Below are 17,228 nucleotides of genomic sequence, written 5' to 3' on the forward strand. Positions count from 1 at the left end.
TTTAAACCCTTCCCGAGGGCATTGGTGACTTGCAGGACTCGAGACGACGCCATGCCATCGTGGACCTCCTGCCAACGGAAGCGGACCTCATGGCCGAACCGGTCCACCCACAGCACAGGGAGGAATAAATTCAGGGTGTCGTGGAAAGCGAAGATCCGGGCTCGCCGATGGTCGAAGACCACCTTAAGGCGACGGGAGGCCGTGAGGCCGCTCACCACCGGGCCCAGGCGGCCAAGGTCCCCGGGGTCCGAATCGCAATACCCGACCGTCCGGGTGGGATCCAGGGCAGGCGCAGGAACCGTGAAGCCGTATGCCTGAGCCAAAGCGGTCCCGGCCTTTGCGTCGGGCTCCCAGTCCGCGTCGAGGAACGACCTTCCATCCTCGAGTACCTGGCTACCCGATCTTCCCTCCTGGGCGGGGGTGATATAACCAAAATGCAGGCTGCCCGTGGTCCCTTGATGACGGTAGGCCACGGTCACCGGCAGGTCCCCCGGCACCGTGCCAACCGTCAGGACCCAGGAGAGGGCACCCGAACCGGGCTCCACCCGGTATTCCGCGCCCCGGGAAGAGGGCCAGGCCTGCAGGATGCAGGGGGCCCGAAGGATGACAAAAGCAGCCAGGGCTCCGCCCAAACGTCGATTGCTCACGGTTACCCCCTCTGCAGGCAAACAGGTGAATCTCGTGAATCCATGGAAACCGCCGGATGCGGTTCCACCACCGCCGGAAACCCACACCGGCCGGCAGGATGATGGCCCCTCGCAGGCGGGTCGCAGCCTAGGGCCGGACCCCGCATGCCTCGGAGACGAGATTCTAGTTCACGATGCCCCGCCCGCAAGCAGGCGGCAGAGGACCGTCAGACCCAGGCCCTGCGTGGGCTCAGGTTGAGCCTCCAAAAAAAGTTCAGTTCTTCTTGAACTGCCGGTCGTAGGCTTCCTGCGCGTACTTGCTGGGCGGCACGCCGAAGCGGCGCTTGAAGGCGCGGGTGAAGGCCGAGGCGTCGTAGAAGCCCAGGGACTCGGCCACGTCCAGGGGACGTTCGCCGTCGGACAGGAGCTGCACGGCGCGCTGGAGGCGGCGTTCGATGAGGTACTGGTGGGGCGTGGTGCTGGTGGCTTCCCGGAACAGGCGGATGAAGTGGTCCGGCGTGCACCGCGCCAGCTTGGCCATTTCGGGGACGCTGTTGGGGGCGCCCAGGTGGGCTTCCATGTGGTCCAGGACGAGCTGGAGGGTGGAACGGCTCAGGCGGTAGGGGAACCGCGCCCGGTCCTCCTTCTCGCACAAGCGGTTCAGCTCGGCGCCCAGCAGGATGAGGAAGAGCTCCCGGGTCATGAGCTGGAGGCCATCGGGATTGGAGATCTCCTGGCTGAAGATCCCGAAGAGCTGCTTGAGGCTCTGGCTGCGGAGCACCGCGAAGCTCTGCTCCTGCCACTTGCGGGGCGGGTGCTGCAGGATCGAAACCAGGGGCTCAGGGAAGGGACCGTCCATCTGGAGGGCCGTGAACCCGAAGGGGGAATCCGGGTGGTGGCGCTTGAACGTGTGCCCGAACCCCGGCATCAACAGCGCGAGGCTGCCCCGGGGGATGACCCCCTCCTCGATGTCCTCGCCCGTGCAGACCCGGATGGGGCTGGTCGGGAGCATGAGGGTCCAGCTTTCGTTGGAGGGCATGGCCTTGGCCGGAATGGGATCCCGCTTGAGGATCACAAGACGCAGCGGGCCGCTGGTGTGGGTTTGGACGTTCTTGGTGTCAGGACCGGTCATGGGCTTTTTCTTCAACACATGAAGAGGAAGGGTGGATGGACGGACCCGTTGGGAGCGCTGCGCCCCTTCGGGCCAACCCCCGGGCTGTAGGCTTCGGATTTCAATCTTTTGAAAGCATATCCGCGATGCTTTTTAACAACCACAACATGCTTTTGTCCAATTGCAAAAAAATCGGGTTTTTCCGGAAAGGACCCGGGCACCCCCCCCTCGGGGGCGTGCCCCGGGTCCTTGAGCCTACCGGACTAGTAGCCGATCTGGACCGACAGGACCAGGCTGTCGCCGCCCTGCTCGCCGGACTGGCCGGCGATGGCGCGGAGGAAGTTCTTGCTGCGCAGGATGTAGTCGAGCTTCAGCTTGCCGTAGGTGTTCTTGGAGGGATTGAACACGTAGTTGTAGCCGAGGGTGGTCTCGGTGTACTTGGGCGAGAAGTCCCCGCCGGCGTTGAGGCCGGTGGTGGGCTTGTAGGGGTTGACGGCGCCGTAGTAGTCGTCGCCGGAGTTGTAGTTGAACATGTCGTAGCGCGCGCCGATCTGGTGGGCGCCCATCTTGTAGACGCCGGTGATGGCGAAGGTCTGGAACTTCTGGTCCAGGTGCTCCCGGCTGGGGGCCGCGGCGGCGCCGAAGAGGGTGGGGAACCGGCGGCCCACGAGGCCGGTGGCGAATTCGCCCAGGATATGCACCTTCGCGGTGTTGAAGGAATAGAACAGGCCGGTGGCGGAGGTCTTGTCGCGGTTGTCCAGCAGGTCGGCCTGGGTGACGCCGGCGGCAACCCAGTTCGCGGGCAGGGTGGCGCTGACGGTGGTGGAGGACTTCAGGTTGGTCTGGCCGGTGCGGTACCAGAGGCCGAACTTGTGGGCGGAGGTGAAGCTGCCGTCGAAGCGGAAGGTGTAGTCTTTCTGCGCATTCTGGTCCACCGCGGTCTTGCCGGCGGTGCCGTCGTCGGAGGTGCCGTTGGAAATGGCCGCGCTCACGTTGCCCTTGAAGGCGTCGGCCTTGCCGTAGCTGTAGGTGGCGATGACGCCGCGGTCGCGGCGCTCGCCGAGGACGCGGCTGATCTGGGCGCGGTCGAAGAAGTAGATGTCCCGGGCCGACATGAGGGTGGATTCGTAGGTGGTCGGCATCTTCATCTGGCCGGCCTTGACGGTGAGGCCAGTGCCCTTGGGCGTCCAGGTGATCACCCAGTCCTGCAGGGCCGCGCCGGAGTTGGTCGTGGCCGAGTTGGCGCCGGAGGACGTGTTGGTCAGGCTGGGGTCGAACATGACGTAGCCGGCCCACTCGTCGTTGATCTTGTAGTTGCAGTAGATCTCAGCACGTTTGACGTTGAAGGTGTTCTCGGTGAAGCGGGAGTCGAGGCCGTAATAGTTGGACACCACGTTCTGCGCGCCGTTGTTGCGCAGGTTGCTGTCCATCATCTGGGTGTACCAGAACTCGGTCAGGATGTTGACCTTGACGTCCTGGGCCTGGGCGGCGAACCCGGCGGCGGTGAGAACGGCGGCGACGCCGAAGATGCGGGAAATCCTCATGGCTTGGCTCCTGTGAGGGGTTGGGGTGAGGGAGACCAGGAACGCACGGAACGGAAACCGGGGCTCAGGGCCAGGGTCGGAAACCCGTCGTGCGGAAGCGGTGGTGGAGCATCTAGGACAAAGGAAACCACAAATCTTGACCGAAGGATCAAGAATCACGCGTTTTGACCATAATTTTACGGAATGCCCGACCGCTTAAGTCGTGTTTACCGTTCAATTGCCATGCGATATACATCGCTCGCGGGTCGCCCGAGGTGCCTGGCGAGGGGCTTTACGGCCTCCCTCAGCGTCATGCCCCCTTCCCGGGCGGCATCCAGGAACCGGCCGGCCCACTCCGGCAGGGCGTCTCCCTGTTCGCTTTCGTCCAACGCCTCTGAAACTGTGCGTTTGGCATCGGCTCCCGCCATGACCAGGACCATTTCCCCCCGGCCCTCCGAGCCCAGGGCCGCCTTCACCTGGGCAGGGGTGCCCCGGTACCAGGTCTCGTGGAGCTTGGTCAGTTCCCGGCCCAGGGCCAGCTCCCGGTCGGGCACGATCTCCTCCAACTCCAGTAACGTCTCATGGATCCGGTGGGGCGTCTCGAAAACCACCACCGTCTCCTCCTTGCCGGCCAAACGGCGGAGCATCGCCTTGCGGGGTTCGCTGCGGGAGGGCAGGTAGCCCCAGAAGCCGAAGGCGTGGCTGGGCAGCCCCGAGGCCACCACCGCCAGGGTCACCGCCGACGGCCCCGGCAGCACGGTGACGCGGGCCCCCGCTTCCCGGGCCAGGCGCGCCAACTCGAAGCCGGGATCGTTCACGCCCGGCATTCCCGCGTCCGAACAGTAGGCCACGGTGCGCCCCGCGGCCAGGGCCAGCGCCACGCGCTCCCGCGCCTCCAGGGGGGCGTGGTCGTCGAAACGCGCCAGGGGCTTGTCGATTCCCAGATGGGCCAGGAGCCCGCCGGTGCGCCGCGTGTCCTCGCAGGCCACCAGGTCGCATTCAGAAAGGGCGTCGCGCCCCCGTTCCGTCAGGTCCCCCAGGTTTCCGAGGGGGGTGGGCACGAGGATGAGATGTCCAGCCAAGGGGGCCTCCAGAGGTATTCTGGCAGGATTCACGCGCCCCAACCGCCCGGACGAGACCCATGGCCCGCAGACCCGAACCCGTCACCCAATCCCAGGCCCGGCGCCTCCTCCTGGCGGCCCAGGCCCTCCTGGGCCCGCCCCCGCCGGGCCTGGAGGCCCTGGTCCGCCAGCTGGGCTACGTGCAGCTGGACTCCATCAACGTCGTGGAACGTGCCCATCACCTCATCCTCGGCAGCCGCCTTGACGGCTACACCCCCGCCGCCTTCGACGCCCTCTTCCAGGGGGACCGCAGGCTCTTCGAGCACTGGACCCACGACGCCTCGGCCATTCCCCTGGCCTCCTACCCCCACTGGAAGGTCAGGTTCCCCCGCAGCCGCGAACGGATCCTCCGCAACGCCTGGTGGCGGGAACGGGTCGGCGAAAAGGTCGACGAGCTCCTGGACCTGGTCCTGGAGCGCATCCGCGCCGAGGGGCCCCTGCGCAGCGCGGACTTCGAGCACAAGCGGGACAAGGGCGCCGGCGCGTGGTGGGGCTGGAAGCCCCAGAAGGCCGCCCTGGAGTTCCTCTGGCACGCCGGGGAGCTCGCCGTGGCCAGCCGGGTGAACTTCCACAAGGTCTACGACCTGCCCGAGCGGGTCTTCCCGGAGGCCCACGCCCTGCCGGCCTCCACCCCTGCCGAGCACCGGGAGTGGGCCTGCGCCACCGCATTGGATCGCCTGGGAGTGGCCACGCCCCGGGAACTCGCCGACTACTACGACGCCCTGGGCCCCGCCGAGGCCCGGGAGTGGTGCGCCCAGGCCGAGAAGGCCGGACGCATCCGCCCCGTGGAGACCGAGGACGGAAGGCAGGCCTTCGCGCCCGAGGACTGGAAACGGCGCCTGGCGGAACCGGCGGACCGCACCGTCCTCCTGTGCCCCTTCGACCCCATCCTCCGGGACCGCGCCCGCGCGCTGCGCCTTTTCGATTTCGACTTCCGGTTCGAGGCCTTCGTTCCCGAAGGGAAACGGCAGTACGGGTACTACGTGCTGCCGATCCTCGAAGGGGAGGCCCTGGTGGGAAGGCTGGATCCCAAGTTCCACCGGGAGCGGGGCGTCCTGGAGATCAAGGGCCTGTGGCTGGAACGGGGCGTGCGCGCCACCAAGGCCCGCAAGGCCGCCGTGGCCCGGGCCGCGGAGGCCCTGGCCGCGCGCATCGGCGCCCGGGACGTGGAGTGGAGCTAGGACGGAGTCCTAGTAGCCTTCCCCGTCCCCCGCGGCCTGGACCTTGCCGCGGTGGATGCGGAACAGCATGGCGAAGTAGGCGATGACCACGGGGAACGCCAGGGCCCACCACACCAGGCCTGAGCGCATCCCGTAGGCCCCGGCGTTGGCGTTGAGGGCCGACAGGCTGAAGGCGGGGTCGATCGTCGAACGCAGCATCACCGGCCACACGCAGGCCGCCGTGGCGGCCAGGATGCCCACGATGAAGGACCCCGAGCCCAGGAACGCCAGCAGCGGACGCCCCTTCCACAAGCCCGCCGCCACCGTGCCCAGCCCCGCCAGGAAGAGCGCCATGCCGGCCCAGGCCAGGGGGGCATGGGGGAGCCTGGCGTAGACGTCGGGGTTCACCCGGGCCGTGGCGAAGGTGGCGAGAAGGGCGAGGACCGCCACGACCGCCCACAGGGGCCGGGCCGCGGCCAGGCACCGCCGGTGCACCGCGCCGGTGGTCTTCCAGGCCAGGAAGAGCGCGCCGTGCGCCGTCAGCGTGGCCAGCACCAGGAGACCCATGAGCAGGGTGTACCAGTCGAGGATCCCCACCGGGTTGCCCACGCCCCAATGGGTGAACAGGGGGATGTTGAAGAAGCCGGAGCCGTCCAAGGGCACGCCTCGCACCACGTTGCCCAGGGCCGCGCCCAGGAGCACCGGCATGAGGGTGCTCGCCAGGGCGAAGCCCCCGTCCCAGAAGGCGCGCCAGAGCCGGTCGGACACGTGGGAGCGGAACTCGATGGAGATGCCCCGCAGGATCAGGGTCCAGATCACCATGAACATGGCCAGGTAGAACCCGGAGAAGCCCGCCGCCAGGACCTTGGGGAAGCCCAGGAAGAGCAGGCCCCCGCCGGCCAGGAGCCACACCTCGTTGCCGTCCCACAGGGGGCCGATGGCCCCAAGAACCTCCCGGCGCTCCGTGTCGGTGCGGGCCACGAACAGATGCAGCGCCCCCGCCCCGAAGTCGAAACCGTCCATCACGGCGTACACCGCCACCACCACCGACACCATCCAGAACCAGAGCATCTCCATGGCCGTCTCCTCAGTGGCCCTGGGGGCCGTGGGCCACTTCCCGGGAGACCAGGAAGAGGTAGAGCAGGCCGAGCACCAGGTAGAGCCCGGCGAAGCCCAGGGTCGTGAACACGGTCTGGCCCGGGTGCACCAGGGCGGACGTGCCCGCCGAGGTCCTCAGCAGCCCGAACACCGTCCAGGGCTGGCGCCCCAGCTCAGCCACCATCCACCCCGCTGAGTTGGCGATGAAGGGGAACGGGAAGGCCAGCATGATGCACCAGAGCAGGGGCCGCGTGCGCTCCAGGCGCCCCCCGCGGAGAAGGAGCGCGGCCAGACCCATGAGGCCGATGAAGAGCGTGCCCAGGCCCACCATGATGTGGAAGCCGTAGTAGAGGAGTTCCAGCTCCGTGGGCCAGGTGTCCTTGGGGAAATCCTCCAGGCCCTTGACGTCGCTGGAGAAGGAGCCGTAGGCGATGAAGCTGAGCACTCCGGGCAGGCGCACCGGGTTGTCCAGGCGCTGGCGGGCCACGTCGGGCTGCCCGATGAGGTTCACCTCGGCGTAGCGTCCGCTCTTCCACCGCCCTTCCATGGCCGCCAGGGCCACGGGCTGGTGGCGCGCCACCTGCTTGCCGTTGAGGTCCCCCGTGGGAAAGGCCGCCGCGCAGGCGCCCAGGAACCCCGCGATCACCCCCGCCTTCAGGTAGAGCCGGGCCTGGGCGGCGTGGACACCTTGCAGGGTCCAGAAGGCGCCCACCGCGGCCACCACGAAGGAGCCGGTCACCACCGCCCCGGTCATGGTGTGCGCGTACTGCACCAGCCCCCACGGGTTCATGAGGAAGGCCCAGAAGTCCACCAGTTGGAGGCTCCCGTCCGCCAGAACCCGGTGGCCCACCGGATGCTGCATGAAGGCGTTGGTGGCCACGATGAAGAATCCCGAGAGCCAGCTGCCCAGGAACAGCGCGAGGGCCGTGGCGGCGTGGAGTTTCGGCCCCAGCTTGCGCTCGCCCCACACCAGCAGGCCCAGGAACGTGCTCTCCAGGAAGAAGGCGAACATGCCTTCCATGGCCAGGGTCTGGCCGATGACGCCCCCGGCGTCCCGGGAGAACCGGGCCCAGTTGGTGCCGAACTGGAACTCCAGCGGGATGCCCGTCACCACGCCGACCCCGAAGGTGAGGCCGAAGATGCGGATCCAGAACCGCGCGGCCTCGTTGTAGCGCTCCTCCCCCCGGGCCAGGGCCAGGCCCTTGAACACCAGGATCATGAGCGCCAGGCCCATGGTGAGCTGGGGGAACAGATAGTGGAACGTCGCCGTGAACCCGAACTGGAACCGGTGCCAGAAAAGTAGACCATCCATGCCAGGACCCCGTTTCGTATGCTGCGACCTGGAAATAGTAGACCGGATCCACAGGTTTGGACAAGCCGGAGAAGATCCATCGTAATATGAGGCCAGGCGCCGGCGCGCCTGCTCCGGAGTCCGCATGGCCTACGCTGGCGAATTGGCTGCCCTCGCAACCTCCCTTTGCTGGGCGTTCAATTCGGTGTGTTTCACCGTCGCGGGCCGCCGGGTGGGTTCCCAGGCCGTGAACGCCGCGCGGTTGTACATGGCGCTGGCCATGCTGGCGGCGGTGCACTTGGCGGCCTTCGGCACCGTCTTCCCCTTCCACGCCGGGACGCAGCGGCTGGCGCTCCTGGCGGTCTCGGGGCTCATCGGGTTCGCGCTGGGGGACGCCCTGCTCTTCGAGGCCTTCCTGCTCCTGGGCGCGCGGGTGGCCATGCTCCTCATGACCCTGTCCCCGGTGTTCAGCGCGATCCTGGCGCGGGTCTTCCTGGGCCAGTCCCTGGGGTTCCCGAAGGTGGCGGCCATCCTGGTCACCCTGGCGGGCATCGCGTGGGTGGTGGGCGAAGGCCACGGTGAACAGGAACGGCCCAGGCACGTGGTCCTGGGCGTGCTCCTGGGCATCGGCGGGGCCCTGGGCCAGTCGGTGGGCCTCATCCTGTCCCAGCTGGGCATGCGGGGCGGGCTCCACCCGGTCTCGGCGAACCTGGTGCGGGTGGTGGCCGGCACCCTGGCCATCAGCGTGTGGTTCATCTTCCGGGGGCGGTTCATGGACTATGCGCGGCGCCTGGGCGACACCCGGGCCTCGCTCTACATCTTCGCGGGAGCGATCACCGGCCCGGTGGTGGGGGTCGTGCTCTCCCTGTTCGCGATCACGCACACGTCCATGGGCGTCGCGGCGACCCTCATGTCCCTGTCGCCCGTGCTGCTCCTGCCCATCTCCATGGGCGTCTTCAAGGAGCGGATCTCGGGCAGGGCGTGGGCCGGCACGGTCCTTTCCATCGCCGGCGCGGCGGCGCTTTTCTGGGTCTAGGCCGGATAGAACATCCGCAACGTCTGGTCCAGGGCCTGGATGACCGCGAGGATGCGGAAGGGCTCCACCGGCAGGAAGTCCACGGCCCCCAGGCCCAGGGCCCGGTTCCGCTTGAGCTGGGCGTCCTCCTCCGGGCCGGCCACCAGGACCGGGACGGGGCAGCCCTCGTCCTTGATGAGTTTGCCCGCCAGTTCCATGCCGCTCATGGAGCGCAGCCGCTGGTGCACCACCACGAGCTTCACGCGCCCCCAGTCCGTGCCCTCCACCCCCAGCGACTTCACCAGGGGACGCACTTCGCCCCGGGCGAAGTCCAGGCCGGCCACCCCGAATTTCCGGCCCACGGCCTCGGCCATCCGCGCCGAGAAGGGGGGCTCGCCGATGACGAGCACCAGGGGCTCCCGGTCCGAGAGCACCTGGAGGGTGGGCCCGGCCTTGGCGACTTCCACCCTGCCGCGTTCGGCGCGCACGCCCCGGGTCTGGAAGAGCTCCCGGTCCTTGCGGTCCTGGGCGACCCTGGCGTCGTTGAGCCACAGCCGGTAGGCCTTGAGCACCGGGGCGTCGTGCTTTTCCGTGAACCGGATGCCGGCGACCCCCTCCTCCAGGGCGTCGCACACGGCCTTGAGGACGAACCGGTTGTCCAGGTCCAGGTTCAGTTCCAGGGTGGTGGGCGTGTCCAGCTTGAGCTGGCCGTCCTTGACCGCTCCGGTGCCGTAGAGGGGCAGCAGGAGGCCGTCCTGCCCCAGGGCCCGGATGCGGGCGTCGCAGAAATCCATGGCCGGGCTCGTGAAGACCGCCGTGAGGGGCCTTTCCGGAAGGAAGTCCGAGAGCCCGCGGTAGTCCCGGCCCTTGAGCGTGCGGGGCTGCTCCAGGTGGACGCAGTCCGATCCCTCGAGCTTGCCGAAGTCGGCCACCTCCACGGTGCCCTGGAATTTCCGGCCCCGGTCGAACACCGTCATGGGGTAGTGGTCGCCCACGCTCATGTTCCACTTGGCGCGCTCGGCCGCCGTGATGCCCGCCAGGATCCGGCCCTCCACCTCCTCGAAGATCGGAAAGGTCCAGTCCCGGCCCTCCACCTTCAGGGTGATGTCGCCGCCGGCTCGGCACAGCCGCTGGAAGACCATCCGGATGGAGGCCGTGTCATCGATCTGGAAAAATTCAACGGTCATGCCGAGATTATGTTCAGCGGCTGCAAAAACTCAACAATCAAGAACCTGATCCACCGCGGCATAGGGGTCCAGGGCCCGGCCGGCGATGGCCTCGATGAGTTTCTCAACCTTCTCGGCACCGGCGCGCGCCCGGGCGCGCCGGGCCGCCTCCTCCGCCAGGAGGCTGCCGAACCGGACCCGGGCCCGCTCCCGGTCCTTGACCCGGAAACCGCCCTGTTCCTTCAACCACGCGCCGTGTTCGCGGATCTTTGCCAGCAGGTCCGGGATCCCGTCCCCCTGGGAGGCCACGGTGCGCACCGCGGGGGGGTCCCAGGCCTTCGCCGAACCGAGGGACTTCATGGCCTGGATCTCCATTTCGACCTTTTCGACACCTTCGCGATCGGCCTTGTTCACGATGAAGATGTCGGCCACCTCCATGATGCCGGCCTTGATGGCCTGGATCTCGTCGCCCATGCCGGGCACCAGCACCACGCAGCAGGTCTGCACGCAGCTCACGACGTCCACCTCGTCCTGGCCCACGCCCACCGTCTCCACGATGACCACGTCCCACCCCGCGGCGTCCAGGAGGTCGATGGCGTCCTGGGTGGCCCGGGCCAGGCCCCCCAGGGCCCCGCGGGTGGCCATGGAACGGATGAAGATCCCCGGGTCGGACGCGATGCGCCCCATGCGGATGCGGTCGCCCAGGATGGCGCCCCCGCTGAACGGGGAGGTGGGATCCACCGCGAGGATCCCCACGCGCTTGCCTTCGGCCCGGAGGGCCCGGGCCAGCTGGTCCGTGAGCGTCGATTTCCCGCTCCCCGGGGATCCCGTCAGCCCCAGGACCACGGCGCGGCCCAGGTGGGGCCAGACGCTGGCCATGAGGGCCCTGGCCTCGGGGTGGCCGTTCTCCATCCAGGTGATGGCCCGGGCCAGGGCCCTGGGGCTGCCGTCCAGGAGGGGTCGCAGAAGCCGGGAAGCGTTTTCCATGCCTCCAGGATGCCATTCAAGGGCCACGGCCGGGGAGGCGTCCGCGGAGATGCTATGATTTCAATGGAACGTAGCCACCTGAAGAGCAGAAATGACCCCACGCCCTCCCGCACGACCCGAACCGCCCCCCGCCGAACCCGCCTCCCCCGGCGTGGTGAAGATCCAGAAGCGCGAGGCCAAGCCCACCGTGACCACCCGCGAGAAGGTCTGCGCCACCTGTGGCCGCACCTTCCGGCTGTCCCCCGAGGAGAAGTTCTTCAACTGTCCGCACTGCTACAAGAAGACTCAGCCCGTGCGCAAGGCGACACGCAAGAACGAAGCCCAGATCCTCACCCAGATCGTCTGCGTGGAGTGCGGCACCAAGGAATACGTGGACTTCGTCCCCACCGATCCCGCCGCGGCCTTCTGCGCGTCGTGCTTTTCCAGGCGGAAGCGGGAACTTCAAGCCCTGATCCCTCATAAAGAACGGCGATAGCCCTTATTCGGAGATCTGCATGAAACTCGGTATCACTGCCCTGACGGCCACGCTCCTCGTTCTCGGAGGAACCGCCCCGGTCCATGGCCAGGCCAAGGGCAAGGCTCCCGCCGCCAAGGCTCCCGCAAAGGGCCCCGCCAAGGAGAGCATCGAGGCCACCTTCGCGCGGCAGAACCTGGACCAGGTGCTCAACGCCGTGAACGCCGGCTGGTTCGGCAAGCCCTACCAGGACGTGCGCGCCGTGGACCTGGAAGGGACCCTCGCCATCCATTTCACCGCCGCCGCGGCCAACGCCAAGGTGGACCAGCTCGGCCAGGGCGCCGTCAAGGGCGGCCTCACCAAGGGCGGCACCGTCAACCTGAACCTCAAGGGCACCTACTTCGCCAACGCCGACTTCCGCACCGAGCTCAAGGGCGACTTCGGCACCCTGCTCTACTACCGCTCCGGCATGAAGGGGTTCCTCTACAGCAAGGAGATGAACGCCTACACCACCAAGGTGGACCCGCCTCCGGCGGACGCCCCCGTGTCCTTCCTGGGGTGGTTCAGCCAGTGCGTCAACGACGTGCGCGACGTGTACGTGAAGGGCACCCTCTTCAAGGCGGCCATGGGCCGGGAGGACGGCGCCGGCGGCCAGACCCTGACCTTCCACTCGCCCACCTCCTCCTATGACCCCAAGAAGCGCGAGCAGAGCATGGCCGAGAGCCTGGGCTTCTGGAAGCGCGGCAAGCTCGACGTGGTCTTCGACAAGTCCACCAAGCTGCCCACGCGGATGAACTACAGCAACGACGCCCAGGGCATCACCACCCGCATGACCTTCCACTACACCGGCACCCGGCCCACCAGCGTGACCATCGAGAACCAGAGCAAGGGCATGGAAGGCCCGGCCTCCCTGACCATCTCCTACAACGGCGAAGGCCGCATCGACCACCTCGCCGGCCAGATGGGGTTCCCCGTCGGCACCATGAAGTTCGACATCCACATGACCTGGACCGGGGAGCGCAAGCTCGCCTCCACCATCCCCCCCGTCGGCGCCACCAAGAAGGGCGGCGATGAACTCGAGACCATGCTCCTGGTGAACCTCGCCGGGAAGGTGCTGGACCTCCAGCGCGGCGGCTTCAACCTCCGGAGCGTGACGCTCACCAACAAGTGAGGGACCATGCCCGACCCCGAGGCGCTCGCCAGCTGTTCCCTCGGGGACGAGGCGTTCGCCGGGGGTGACCTTGCCGGCGCGGCCTCGGCCTACCGCAAGGCCCTGGCCGCCGGCCCCTTTCCGGAGGCGTCCAACAACCTGGGCAACGCCCTGATGCTCCAGGGCGACCTTCCCGGGGCCCTGGCGGCGTACCTGGAGGCGGACTGCCCCGAGGGGTGGCTCAACGCCAGCGCCGCCGCGCGGGCCCTGGGCGACCCGGACCGGGCCGCGGACCTCCTCCAGCGCACCCTCCGGGCCGAACCCGGCAACGCCCTCGCCTTCGGCAGCCTGGGCCACCTGTTCAAGGACCTGGGCCGCATGGACGTGGCCCTGGCCTGCCTCCGCGAGGCCGTCGCCCTGGACCCCGCGGACCCCGTCGCCATGGGCAGCCTGGCCTACCTGCGGACCTTCGATCCGGCGGCCTCCGCCGACGACCTCCTCCAGGAAGCCCGGGCCTTCGACCTCGTCCACGCCCGGGGCCTGGGCGGGGAGGCGCCGGCCCGCAGACCCGGCCCCAGGGTGCGGGTGGGCTACGTGTCGCCGGACTTCCGGTACCACTGCCAGGCCTTCTTCACGGTTCCGCTCTTCGCGCACCACGACCGGGGGACCTTCGAGATCCACGCCTATTCAGGCGTCCGGCACCCCGACGCCGTGACGGCGCAGCTCCGGACCTGTTGCGACGTCTGGCACGACTGCGCGGGCATGACCGACGAGGCCCTGGCTTCCCAGGTGCGCGAGGACGGCATCGACATCCTCGTGGACCTCACCATGCACATGGCCGGAGGCCGCCCCCTGCTCTTCGCGCGCAGGCCCGCCCCCGTCCAGGTGGCCTGGCTCGCGTACCCCGGCACCACGGGCCTTTCGGCCATGGATTTCCGCCTCACGGACCCCTACCTGGATCCCCCGGGCGTCACGGACGGCGACTACGCCGAACGCTCCATCCGGTTGCCCCACACCTTCTGGTGCTACCACCCCCTCGCGGACGAGCCCGCTCCCGGCCCCCTCCCGGCCCTGGCCGCGGGCCACGTGACCTTCGGGTGCCTGAACAATCCCTGCAAGGTGAACCGGTCCGTCCTGGCGCTCTGGGACCGCGTCCTCCAGGCCGTCCCCGGCTCCCGCCTCCGGCTCCTGGCCCATCCCGGCCACCACCGGCAGTTGATCCTGGACGCCTTCACGGACAAGGACCGCATCGACTTCACGCCCTTCCAGTCCCGCCGGGACTACCTGGCGCAGTACCGGGACATCGACCTCTGCCTGGACACCGTCCCCTACAACGGCCACACCACGAGCCTGGACGCCTTCTGGATGGGCGTGCCCGTCGTCACCCGGGTGGGCGCCACCGTCGTGGGCCGCGCCGGCTGGAGCCAGCTCCGGAACCTGGGCCTGGCCGAGCTCGCCGCCTTTGAAGACGACCCTTTCGTGGCCATCGCCGCGGAACTCGCCGCGGACCTGCCGCGCCTGGCGCAGCTGCGCCGGGACCTGAGGCCGCGCATGGAGGCCTCCCCGCTCATGGACGCCGCCGGCTTCGCCCGGGACCTGGAAGCGGCGTACCGCAGGATGGTGGGATAGCGGGCCCCAGGCGGCGGAATCGGCCTACTTCTTGGCTTTGATCGTGATCTGCTTGTCCTTCACGACGAACGCCTTGTCCCAGTCCGAAAGCACCGTTTCACGGGTGAGCTTGCAGGGACCGGCCAGGGTGAAGGAGCCGAACCCCATCCCGCTCGTGTCCCCCACCACCGAGACGTCCATGGTCCGCCAGGATTCCTTCGCGGCGGGCTCGATCGTCAACGTGTAGTTCCTGCCCCCGGTGAGGGTCACCGTATCCTTGGCCTTGACGAGCTTCGCATTGAACCCGCCGTCCCCCGTGACGAGGACGGTGCCCTGGCCGAGGTTCTGGAGTTTCAGGATGTAGCTGGTCTTCTTGTCCTCCAGGGACACCTTGGCCCCGTCGGCGGCGGAGGCGGCCTGGAGGCCTCCCAGAAGGACCACGGCAGCCATGAGCCAGGGGGTGGAGCGGGGGTTGCGCACGGCAGGTCTCCTTGAAAGGGGGACCGGATCGCCGGGTGGGCCCGCACAATCCTGGTCGTGCTCAAATATAATTTATATATATTTTTGTCAAGGGCTATCGGGGCCGCGGGGGCTCCGGCGCCGCCGCCAGGAGGTCGGCGAGCAGGGCGGGCCGGGCCGGAATCAGGGTGATGGCCCCCTTCCCCGCAAGCATCTTCTGGGCTTCCAGGACATCAAACAAAGCCCGGGCCACCGAGGGATCCCGGGAGATCTCCTCCAGGGCGGACCCCACGATCTCGGGCCGCACGGCCCCGGCCTTGGCGAACTCCACCGCCGCCTGGCGCTCGGCGGTGCTGGTGATGATGTTCACCTGGTTGGTGCCGTCCTGCTTGATGCTGGAGGTGACCTGCCGCAGCCGGTTCACGACCTTGCTCTCGATCTGGCGGATCATGTCCGCGTCCCGGAAATGCACCTTGCGGATGTAGATGGAACCGAGCTTGTAGCCCCAGTCGTGGGAGAGGGGGGAGACCTCGTTGCGCACCGTCTGGCTCATGGCGTGGCGGTTGGCCATCATGTCCGCCAGGGGCATGTTGCTCAGGCAGCGCACCGTCGAGTTGCTCACGTTGGCCGCCAGGGAGCCCCGGGGATCGGTGTTCTTGAAGAGGTAGGCCACGGGATCGCTGATGAACATCTCGTACCAGATGCCGATGCCCATGGGCGCCCCCTCCTCGGAGTTCACGGGGGCGCTGCGCAGGTATTCCTGGTCCAGGCGGTAGTCGATCTCGTAGCAGCGCCCCAGGAGCTTCACCAGGGGCGCGCGCCAGCCCAGGCGCAGCCAGAGGAAGTGCAGGCCGGGCTCGTCCAGGATGCCCACCACCTTCCCGAAGAGCACATAGACCAGGCACCGGCGCTCCTGCACGATGGCGTAGAAACCGAAGGTCCGCAGCAGGCCCAGCAGGACGGGCACCGCCACGAAGCAGCCCATGAAGGTGATGACGGCGACGATGAAGGTTTCCATCACTTCACCTCCAGCACGATGCGGGCGGCATCGGAATAGAGCCCCAGGCGCACGTTGCGCACGTAGGCCTCCAGGGCGCCCTCGCCGCCCTTGCCCTTGAGCAGGGCGATCTGCGAGGCCAGGAGGCGCAGGGGTTCCACTTCAGCTTCGGCCTTGAGGGTCTCGATCTCCACCGCGCGCCGGGACTGGACGATCTTCTGGTCCGCCGAGGCCTGGGCCAGGCTGATGTCCGAGGACACCTGGTTGTGGGCCGTGTTGATGGCCGCCAGGGCCGATTCCACGTCGGGGGGCGGATCGATGGCCGTGATGAGCGAGGCCTCCAGGAGGATGCCGTAGCGCGCCTGGGCCGAGGCGCATTCCTTGTCCATGTGCTCGTTGAGGTCCCGCAGGTTCTTGCGCAGGTCGTTGATGGAGATCCCCGTCTGCACCGCCGGGACGCCGTCCGCGTCCGCCGGCGCCTCGAACGTCGCGATGCGCTCGCGCAGCACCGAGACGAAGTAGCCCATGACGTGCGCGATGGGGTTCTTGACGCCGAAAAGGAACGCGTAGAGGTTGCGGTCGCTGATCCGGAACCGGATCTGTCCCGTGAGCCCCGTGTTGAGCTGGTCCTTGGTGACCGCCTCCAGCACCGTCCCGCCGCTGTTGGCCGAAGGCATCGCCGGATCCCACGCCATGCTCACCGTCTCCGTGGCCACCGAGACCTTGTACACCCGCTCCCAGGGCCACTTGAAGTACGGCCCCCCCGGCGGGATGACCCGCACCTGCGGGGAGGCGTAGCGCTCCCGCTCCTCGGGCGTGAGCATCGCCGAGATGGGATCCTCCGCCGTCGTGGCCGTCCCCACCCGCTCCGCCCGCCCGAAGGAGGTCTTCACCGCCCGCTGGTTCTGGTCCACCGTGTAGATCCCCGCCGCAAGACACCTCACCAGGAACCACGCGACGAACCCCAGGGCACAGCCCAGGGGAATCCCTACGGAAAGATCGATCATGGCCGCACTCCAGGAAGATGATCCCCAGTATGACGGATCCCACCCCAGGACATGCGAAGTTCAAGCCCCCACCCCCCGCCTTGGGGCCGGAACCCGGCCTTGCTATACTTACCTTCCAGTCGGGGCGTGGCGCAGCCTGGTAGCGCATCTGCTTTGGGAGCAGAGGGTCGGAGGTTCGAATCCTCTCGCCCCGACCAATAAAATCAAGGGAAACGGGGCCGCCACAGGGTGGCCCTTTCGTTCAGAATCGTCCCGCGCTGCAGCGGCGCTACAAATGTTCATCTGCGTAGCATTCAGTCCAACCTTGCATGCGAAAAGCCAAATAGAATTCAATTATTGACCATCCAGTTCCAATTGACACAATCGTCAAAAGGCAATATTCAGTCTAAGATTTTTATTTTTAAATAGATGAACCTTGATTGACCAATCAATACAGATTGACAAATTTATCCATT

Annotated in this window: 15 protein-coding genes and 1 tRNA gene; 6 read left to right on the forward strand and 10 right to left on the reverse strand. The window is 67.8% G+C overall.

Annotation, left to right across the window (positions count from 1 at the left end):
• Positions 1-900: 900 nt before the first annotated feature.
• The 3 genes from ACZ5LB_RS12325 to rsmI all read right to left on the reverse strand — a co-directional run bounded on the left by ACZ5LB_RS12325 (position 901) and on the right by rsmI (position 4,342).
• Complete coding sequence (locus ACZ5LB_RS12325) at positions 901-1,758, reverse strand: AraC family transcriptional regulator (protein ID WP_316414253.1); 858 nt, start codon at positions 1,756-1,758, stop codon at positions 901-903.
• A 242-nt stretch (positions 1,759-2,000) separates the two neighbouring features.
• Complete coding sequence (locus tag ACZ5LB_RS12330) at positions 2,001-3,281, reverse strand: porin family protein (RefSeq protein ID WP_464602522.1); 1,281 nt, start codon at positions 3,279-3,281, stop codon at positions 2,001-2,003.
• A gap of 206 nt (positions 3,282-3,487) precedes the next feature.
• Positions 3,488-4,342 (reverse strand): 16S rRNA (cytidine(1402)-2'-O)-methyltransferase, encoded by an 855-nt coding sequence (gene rsmI / locus ACZ5LB_RS12335; protein ID WP_464602523.1) that lies wholly within the window; start codon positions 4,340-4,342, stop codon positions 3,488-3,490.
• Positions 4,343-4,401: 59 nt separating this feature from the next.
• Between rsmI and ACZ5LB_RS12340 the strand changes: the two genes are divergently transcribed.
• Positions 4,402-5,562 carry a winged helix-turn-helix domain-containing protein gene (locus ACZ5LB_RS12340; RefSeq protein WP_464602524.1) on the forward strand — a complete coding sequence of 387 codons (1,161 nt, stop codon included), beginning with the start codon at positions 4,402-4,404 and terminating at the stop codon, positions 5,560-5,562.
• A 9-nt stretch (positions 5,563-5,571) separates the two neighbouring features.
• Here the strand turns inward: ACZ5LB_RS12340 and cydB are convergent, their stop codons facing one another.
• Positions 5,572-6,618, reverse strand: a complete 1,047-nt coding sequence (gene cydB, locus ACZ5LB_RS12345; RefSeq protein WP_464602525.1) for a cytochrome d ubiquinol oxidase subunit II — start codon at positions 6,616-6,618, stop codon at positions 5,572-5,574.
• Between the two features lie 10 nt (positions 6,619-6,628).
• A complete protein-coding gene (locus ACZ5LB_RS12350; RefSeq protein WP_464602526.1) occupies positions 6,629-7,951 on the reverse strand; it encodes a cytochrome ubiquinol oxidase subunit I in 1,323 nt (440 codons plus the stop codon).
• Positions 7,952-8,075: 124 nt separating this feature from the next.
• On the opposite strand from ACZ5LB_RS12350, the gene ACZ5LB_RS12355 reads away from it, so the two are divergent.
• A complete protein-coding gene (locus ACZ5LB_RS12355; RefSeq protein WP_464602527.1) occupies positions 8,076-8,966 on the forward strand; it encodes a DMT family transporter in 891 nt (296 codons plus the stop codon).
• Here the strand turns inward: ACZ5LB_RS12355 and ACZ5LB_RS12360 are convergent.
• Both ACZ5LB_RS12360 and meaB read right to left on the reverse strand, forming a co-directional pair.
• Complete coding sequence (locus ACZ5LB_RS12360; protein WP_464602528.1) at positions 8,963-10,132, reverse strand: response regulator; 1,170 nt, start codon at positions 10,130-10,132, stop codon at positions 8,963-8,965. The genes ACZ5LB_RS12355 and ACZ5LB_RS12360 overlap by 4 nt on opposite strands.
• A gap of 30 nt (positions 10,133-10,162) precedes the next feature.
• Positions 10,163-11,098, reverse strand: coding sequence for a methylmalonyl Co-A mutase-associated GTPase MeaB (meaB, locus tag ACZ5LB_RS12365; protein ID WP_464602529.1), 936 nt, complete (start codon positions 11,096-11,098; stop codon positions 10,163-10,165).
• A 91-nt stretch (positions 11,099-11,189) separates the two neighbouring features.
• Here meaB and ACZ5LB_RS12370 point away from each other — a divergent pair, with 91 nt between their 5' ends.
• Genes ACZ5LB_RS12370 through ACZ5LB_RS12380 form a run of 3 tightly spaced genes read left to right on the forward strand, consistent with a single transcriptional unit; the run spans position 11,190 to position 14,331 of the window.
• Positions 11,190-11,573: a hypothetical protein gene (locus tag ACZ5LB_RS12370; RefSeq protein ID WP_464602530.1), complete on the forward strand. Its 384-nt coding sequence runs from the start codon at positions 11,190-11,192 to the stop codon at positions 11,571-11,573.
• A gap of 19 nt (positions 11,574-11,592) precedes the next feature.
• The gene (locus tag ACZ5LB_RS12375; RefSeq protein WP_464602531.1) at positions 11,593-12,723 is read left to right on the forward strand and encodes a hypothetical protein; all 1,131 of its coding nucleotides are present in this window, start codon (positions 11,593-11,595) and stop codon (positions 12,721-12,723) included.
• Positions 12,724-12,729: 6 nt separating this feature from the next.
• The gene (locus tag ACZ5LB_RS12380) at positions 12,730-14,331 is read left to right on the forward strand and encodes an O-linked N-acetylglucosamine transferase, SPINDLY family protein (protein WP_464602532.1); all 1,602 of its coding nucleotides are present in this window, start codon (positions 12,730-12,732) and stop codon (positions 14,329-14,331) included.
• Between the two features lie 24 nt (positions 14,332-14,355).
• Here ACZ5LB_RS12380 and ACZ5LB_RS12385 read toward each other — a convergent pair whose 3' ends face one another.
• The 3 genes from ACZ5LB_RS12385 to ACZ5LB_RS12395 form a co-directional block, all read right to left on the reverse strand.
• Positions 14,356-14,790: a hypothetical protein gene (locus ACZ5LB_RS12385; RefSeq protein WP_464602533.1), complete on the reverse strand. Its 435-nt coding sequence runs from the start codon at positions 14,788-14,790 to the stop codon at positions 14,356-14,358.
• Positions 14,791-14,884: 94 nt separating this feature from the next.
• A complete protein-coding gene (locus ACZ5LB_RS12390; RefSeq protein WP_464602534.1) occupies positions 14,885-15,787 on the reverse strand; it encodes an SPFH domain-containing protein in 903 nt (300 codons plus the stop codon).
• Positions 15,787-16,773 (reverse strand): SPFH domain-containing protein, encoded by a 987-nt coding sequence (locus tag ACZ5LB_RS12395; protein ID WP_464602535.1) that lies wholly within the window; start codon positions 16,771-16,773, stop codon positions 15,787-15,789. The genes ACZ5LB_RS12390 and ACZ5LB_RS12395 overlap by 1 nt, the downstream gene beginning before the upstream one ends.
• 120 nt (positions 16,774-16,893) lie before the next feature.
• Between ACZ5LB_RS12395 and ACZ5LB_RS12400 the strand changes: the two genes are divergently transcribed.
• Positions 16,894-16,970: transfer RNA gene (locus ACZ5LB_RS12400), tRNA-Pro, on the forward strand.
• Positions 16,971-17,228 lie beyond the last annotated feature (258 nt).

The sequence above is a fragment of the Mesoterricola sp. MK458 genome, assembly GCF_055384935.1.